The organism is Sunxiuqinia sp. sy24 (assembly GCF_052677165.1).
In genome coordinates this window covers 1-5,575 of record NZ_JBQYLH010000034.1, presented here as the reverse complement: position 1 = coordinate 5,575, position 5,575 = coordinate 1, and the positions used below count along the sequence as shown (strand labels likewise).

At 48.5% G+C, this 5,575-nt stretch carries 2 tRNA genes and 3 rRNA genes; all 5 read left to right on the top strand.

Annotation, left to right across the window (positions count from 1 at the left end):
- Positions 1 to 220 precede the first annotated feature (220 nt).
- The 5 genes from ACUNWA_RS18900 to rrf all read left to right on the top strand — a co-directional run bounded on the left by ACUNWA_RS18900 (position 221) and on the right by rrf (position 5,537).
- Positions 221 to 1,738: ribosomal RNA gene (locus ACUNWA_RS18900) — 16S ribosomal RNA — on the top strand.
- Positions 1,739 to 1,878: 140 nt separating this feature from the next.
- Positions 1,879 to 1,952 (top strand) — tRNA-Ile (locus tag ACUNWA_RS18895).
- A 97-nt stretch (positions 1,953 to 2,049) separates the two neighbouring features.
- Positions 2,050 to 2,126: transfer RNA gene (locus ACUNWA_RS18890), tRNA-Ala, on the top strand.
- A gap of 321 nt (positions 2,127 to 2,447) precedes the next feature.
- Positions 2,448 to 5,320, top strand: a 23S ribosomal RNA gene (locus tag ACUNWA_RS18885).
- A gap of 106 nt (positions 5,321 to 5,426) precedes the next feature.
- Positions 5,427 to 5,537 (top strand): 5S ribosomal RNA (gene rrf, locus ACUNWA_RS18880).
- Together the 16S, 23S and 5S rRNA genes with 2 tRNA genes alongside form the textbook arrangement of a ribosomal RNA operon.
- Positions 5,538 to 5,575 lie beyond the last annotated feature (38 nt).

Genomic DNA, 5,575 nt, shown 5'->3' with positions numbered 1-5,575 from the left:
AAACGGCTTGCCGGAGTAGGGGAGCGAGGGAGTTCAACACAAGACATACTGAACAAGAAATAGAAGAGCCGCAAGAAGTAAGCGGTTATTTTTTGCCAGAAAATAAGTTCATTGAAAATATTGAAAAAGTAGAAAGATAAGGAAGAATTGCGAATTAAACGAGTTTATTCCACGAGCTAGACAAGATTGAATCTTTTAAAGATTCTAACAATTTTTATTTACAACGAAGAGTTTGATCCTGGCTCAGGATGAACGCTAGCGGGAGGCCTAACACATGCAAGTCGAGGGGTATGATTAGCTTGCTAATCAGAGACCGGCGCACGGGTGAGTAACGCGTATGCAACCTACCTTTGACAGAGGGATAGCCCGGAGAAATCCGGATTAATACCTCATGGTATTTAAGATCCGCATGGGTTTTAAATTAAAGATTTATCGGTCAAAGATGGGCATGCGTGACATTAGCTAGTTGGTAAGGTAACGGCTTACCAAGGCTACGATGTCTAGGGGTTCTGAGAGGATGATCCCCCACACTGGTACTGAGACACGGACCAGACTCCTACGGGAGGCAGCAGTGAGGAATATTGGTCAATGGGCGCAAGCCTGAACCAGCCATCCCGCGTGAAGGAAGACGGCCCTATGGGTTGTAAACTTCTTTTCTGCACCAAGAATGGACATTACGTGTAGTGTTTTGACGGTAGTGCAGGAATAAGCATCGGCTAACTCCGTGCCAGCAGCCGCGGTAATACGGAGGATGCAAGCGTTATCCGGATTCATTGGGTTTAAAGGGTACGTAGGTGGCCCAGTAAGTCAGTGGTGAAATCCTGCCGCTTAACGGTAGAACTGCCATTGAAACTGCTGGGCTTGAGTACAGTTGAGGTAGGCGGAATGTGTAGTGTAGCGGTGAAATGCTTAGATATTACACAGAACCCCGATTGCGAAGGCAGCTTACTAAACTGTAACTGACACTGAGGTACGAAAGCGTGGGGAGCGAACAGGATTAGATACCCTGGTAGTCCACGCCGTAAACGATGCTCACTCGCTGTATGCAATACACAGTATGCGGCCAAGCGAAAGTATTAAGTGAGCCACCTGGGGAGTACGTTGGCAACAGTGAAACTCAAAGGAATTGACGGGGGCCCGCACAAGCGGAGGAACATGTGGTTTAATTCGATGATACGCGAGGAACCTTACCTGGGCTTAAATGTAGAACGACAGGCGTCGAAAGATGCTTTTCTTCGGACGTTTTACAAGGTGCTGCATGGTTGTCGTCAGCTCGTGCCGTGAGGTGTCGGGTTAAGTCCCATAACGAGCGCAACCCCTACCGTTAGTTACCATCAGGTTATGCTGGGGACTCTAGCGGGACTGCCACCGTAAGGTGCGAGGAAGGTGGGGATGACGTCAAATCAGCACGGCCCTTATGTCCAGGGCTACACACGTGTTACAATGGCCGGTACAAAGGGCAGCTACCTGGTGACAGGATGCTAATCTCTAAAGCCGGTCTCAGTTCGGATCGAAGTCTGCAACCCGACTTCGTGAAGCTGGATTCGCTAGTAATCGCGCATCAGCCATGGCGCGGTGAATACGTTCCCGGGCCTTGTACACACCGCCCGTCAAACCATGGAAGCTGGGGGTACCTGAAGTCTGTGACCGCAAGGAGCGGCCTAGGGTAAAACTAGTGACTGGGGTTAAGTCGTAACAAGGTAGCCGTACCGGAAGGTGTGGCTGGAACACCTCCTTTCTGGAGCTTGGAATAGGCATTAATCGGATAACGAGCATTTTTCTTTATCACTACTTTTTTTATAAAATATAAGAGCAAAACGCGGAAAGCTGTCAGCTTTAAAGCTTGTAGCTTGAAGCTATAAAGGCTAAAAGAAAGACAGTCCCGTAGCTCAGCTGGTTAGAGCGCTACACTGATAATGTAGAGGTCCCCAGTTCAAGTCTGGGCGGGACTACTGCCAAGACGGATGCACAGATGCTCAGATCTTTGGATATTCAGACCATGAAAGTCTGACAATCTGAACTTCTGGCGATCTAAGAATCCAGGAACACGGGGGATTAGCTCAGTTGGCTAGAGCGCTAGATTTGCATTCTAGAGGTCAAGGGTTCGACTCCCTTATTCTCCACCAGATGCCAGACAGGAAGACGTTAGATACTAGATGTTAGCTTGGAAGGCAAAAAAGAGAAAGAAGAAAGGTCGCCTGCCTGTTGGCAGACAAGCAAGACAAGACGTTCAAAAAAAAACATACTGGAACACAAGATATGCCTGGCGGCATGAAAACAACTGACGGTTCGATTCCGGCAATATCAACATTAAGCAGCCTCTCAGGGTTAGACGATCAGCATTAAAACTGATAACAGATAACCGCCAACTGAGATCTGACTTTAAAGTTCTTTGACATATTGGGAAATAAAGAATGTAAATTACATTCAACCTTAAAAGAAATCAAGAGAAAGTTATTAAGGGCGCACGGGGGATGCCTAGGCTCTCAGAGGCGATGAAGGACGTGATAAGCTGCGAAAAGTTGCGGGGATTGGCAAATACGAATTGATCCGCAAATATCCGAATGGGACAACCTGGTCTTCGGACCATCCGATTATGTCGGAAGCTAACCCAGGGAACTGAAACATCTAAGTACCTGGAGGAAGAGAAAACAAAAGTGATTCCGTAAGTAGTGGCGAGCGAACGCGGAACAGCCTAAACCAATATTGTTTCGGCAATGTTGGGGTTGTAGGACCACGATATTCGATAATACATTAAGTGGAATGATTTGGAAAGATCAATCACAGAAGGTGATAATCCTGTACACGTACATTGTATTAGAGATAGTGGTATCCTGAGTAGGGCGGGACACGAGAAATCCTGTCTGAATCTGCCGGGACCATCCGGTAAGGCTAAATACTACTGAGAGACCGATAGTGAACAAGTACCGTGAGGGAAAGGTGAAAAGCACCCTGAACAAGGGAGTGAAAAAGTACCTGAAACCGTGCGCTTACAAGCGGTTGGAGCTTCAATTTATTGGAGTGACAGCGTGCCTTTTGCATAATGAGCCTACGAGTTAGTCGTTACTGGCAAGGTTAAGGGTTTAAGACCCGGAGCCGAAGCGAAAGCGAGTCTGAATAGGGCGAATTAGTCAGTAGCGCTAGACGCGAAACCTTGGTGATCTACCCATGGTCAGGTTGAAGTTTTGGTAACACAAAATGGAGGACCGAACCAGGAAACGTTGAAAAGTTTTTGGATGAACTGTGGGTAGGGGTGAAAGGCCAATCAAACTGGGAAATAGCTCGTACTCCCCGAAATGCATTTAGGTGCAGCGTCGTGTATGAGTCTTATAGAGGTAGAGCTACTGATTGGATGCGAGGGCTTCACCGCCTATCAAATCCAGACAAACTCCGAATGCTATAAGATGCTTCACGGCAGTGAGGGCATGGGTGCTAAGGTCCATGTCCGAGAGGGAAAGAACCCAGACCATCAGCTAAGGTCCCCAAGTGTATATTAAGTTGAACAAACGAGGTCTGATTGCTTAGACAGCTAGGATGTTGGCTTGGAAGCAGCCATTCATTTAAAGAGTGCGTAACAGCTCACTAGTCGAGCGATCGGGCGTGGATAATAATCGGGCATTAAATATACCACCGAAGCTATGGATTTATGGTAGGGGAGCATTCCAGTCTGCGTTGAAGGTGTAGCGTGAGCTATGCTGGAGCGTCTGGAAAAGCAAATGTAGGCATAAGTAACGATAAAGCAGGTGAGAAACCTGCTCGCCGATAGACTAAGGTTTCCTGATCAACGCTAATCGGATCAGGGTTAGTCGGGGCCTAAGGCGTACCCGAGAGGGGAAGTCGATGGACAATTGGTTAATATTCCAATACCTTTTGATACTGCGATGGGGTGACGAAGTAATGAAAGACCCGCGTACTGACGGAATAGTACGTTGAATGGCGTAGGTTATGAGACTCATAGGCAAATCCGTGAGTTGAGCCGAAACCAGATAGTACCGAGAGCCTTCGGGCAATCGGATAGTGGTCCTAAGCGCTTCCAAGAAAAACCTCTAAGCTTCAGGTATCAAAAGCCCGTACCGCAAACCGACACAGGTAGTCAAGGAGAGAATCCTGAGGCGCTCGAGTGATTCATGGCTAAGGAACTAGGCAAAATCGCCCCGTAACTTCGGGAGAAGGGGCGCTCTACTCCGGTAGAGCCGCAGTGAAAAGGCGCATGCGACTGTTTATCAAAAACACATGGCTATGCTAAATTGAAAGATGATGTATATGGCCTGACACCTGCCCGGTGCCGGAAGGTTAAGAGGGGATGTTATCTTCGGAGAAGCATTGAATCGAAGCCCCGGTAAACGGCGGCCGTAACTATAACGGTCCTAAGGTAGCGAAATTCCTTGTCGGGTAAGTTCCGACCTGCACGAATGGTGTAACGATGTGCGCACTGTCTCGGCCATGAGCTCGGTGAAATTGTAGTCTCGGTGAAGATGCCGAGTACCCGCAACGGGACGGAAAGACCCCGTGAACCTTTACTGCAACTTCACATTGATTCTGGGTAAGTGATGTGTAGGATAGGACGGAGACTATGAAGCGGGCTCGCCAGGGCTTGTGGAGTCATCCTTGAAATACGTCCCTTTGCTTACTTGGAACCTAACCCCGCTTAGCGGGGGACAGTGTGTGGTGGGTAGTTTGACTGGGGTGGTCGCCTCCAAAAGAGTAACGGAGGCTTCTAAAGGTGCCCTCATGACGATTGGTAACCGTCAGTAGAGTATAATGGTATAAGGGCGCTTGACTGCGAGACTGACAAGTCGACCAGGTACGAAAGTAGAGCATAGTGATCCGGTGGTTCCGCATGGAAGGGCCATCGCTCAAAGGATAAAAGGTACTCCGGGGATAACAGGCTGATCGCTCCCAAGAGCTCATATCGACGGAGCGGTTTGGCACCTCGATGTCGGCTCGTCACATCCTGGGGCTGGAGAAGGTCCCAAGGGTTGGGCTGTTCGCCCATTAAAGTGGCACGCGAGCTGGGTTCAGAACGTCGTGAGACAGTTCGGTCCCTATCTGTTGTGGGCGTTGGAAATTTGAGAGGGCCTGCCGCTAGTACGAGAGGACCGCGGTGGACATACCTCTAGTGTACCTGTTGTGGCGCCAGCTGCATTGCAGGGTAGCTATGTGTGGAAGGGATAAGTGCTGAAAGCATCTAAGCACGAAGCCTGCCTCAAGATGAGATTTCCTTTAAGGGTCGTGAGAGACTATCACGTTGATAGGCTGCAGGTGGAAGTTCAGTGATGGGCGTAGCCGAGCAGTACTAATTACCCGTAGACTTTCATTGTAATTTTTAAGGTTGTAGGTTTATTTACATTTTTCCCGGTATGTTAAAAATATTTAAGTGTTGTGTACTCTTACCTTCTGGGTAAGTTGTAAGCAAAGCAAAGATTTTAGGTGATTATTGCGGTGGGGCTCCACCTCTTCCCATTCCGAACAGAGAAGTTAAGCCCACCAGCGCCGATGGTACTGCAGAAATGTGGGAGAGTAGGTCATCGCCTTTCTTTTTAAACCCGCTGTTCTCCAGAGCAGCGGGTTTTTT